The sequence below is a fragment of the Bartonella sp. AD328YNZD genome, assembly GCF_042196425.1.
Genome location: NZ_JBHIQG010000535.1, coordinates 1 through 1,157, shown reverse-complemented (window position 1 = coordinate 1,157; position 1,157 = coordinate 1). Strand labels below are relative to the sequence as shown.

The 1,157-nt window shown below is 44.3% G+C and carries 1 protein-coding gene; it reads right to left on the bottom strand.

The window, feature by feature from the left end; genetic code table 11:
• Positions 1–154 precede the first annotated feature (154 nt).
• A partial coding sequence (locus ACFIO3_RS13450) for a Bgr_08870 family protein (protein ID WP_375704624.1) occupies positions 155–1,157 on the bottom strand: 1,003 nt, incomplete at its 5' end.

Below are 1,157 nucleotides of genomic sequence, written 5' to 3'. Positions count from 1 at the left end.
ACCATCACCATGCTCCATAAGTCTGACACTGTCAGTCAAAAAGCTCTTTAAAGGGCTTTGAAAGATCTTCAAAGGGGGCTTTAAAGAAAGAAAATCATATAAGCTCGCTTATACAATAAGCACCATTTGAATTGTGCTCTCTTTGATTATGTAATTAATCTTTCCATAATCTTATGAGGACAGCGCCATCCGCTCCAGCACCACTTGGAGTCTCATGTCCATGAGCACCAGCACCGCCACCACCAAAACCACGCCCTGCTTTTCCTGAACTATAGGAACCTTTGCCGACTCCACCAGAGCCACCTCTTGATGTATCACCTCCAGCATCACCGCCATTACCGCTAGTCTCGCTCGTAATTCCGTTTGTCCCAGCATAACCATTTCCACCTTTGGAAAATCCTGGATGTTCATCTGTTGCCAAGCCAAAATTTCCCCCAACCCCTCCAATACCACCACGTCCTGAATAGTAGCCAGTAACATAACCGTTTCGTGAACTATAGTAACCAGCACTACCATAGTTTCCTCCTGTGGCGGTGATAAAATTATTGCCAATGATCGTTGTTCCTCCAGACTTACCGTTTACACACTGCTCTGAAACAGAAGCTCCTCCTTTACCAATTGTGATATTCTCATGTCCATTTAGACTGGCTTTGTAGCCATACCAGACTGAACAACCGGCACCACCACCACCTCCTCCTAATCCTGACGAATAAGCGCCACCACCACTGCCACCTCCACCCCAAGCTTGGATTTCGACTTTTGTGTTATCCGTGACCCAATCGGGCCATTGAATTTTTCCATCTTGCGTATAGAGCAATTCAGCATCAGCAAGTGCCGGCCAATTCGTGATTTTATCGGTCAAATCTTTTTTTAGCCTCTTTATTCCTGCCAAGATGGCTTCATCCACTTGCGCTTTCGTATAAACAAGATCTCCATCAACTTTTAAAGGTCCTTTCAAGGTGCTTCCGTTTGTGTTTAAATTGGTAACCACTTCACCATTATGGATAAGGTTAAACGACGAATTACCCAACAGTTCTAAGCCACCACTCATAGTGACTTTGCTGGTAAATTTATTATAATTTTGCCATTCATTTGGGCTGGCTAAGCGACCATAGCTTGTGAGATCTTCATTGATCTTGGCTCTAAAATCATCAAGC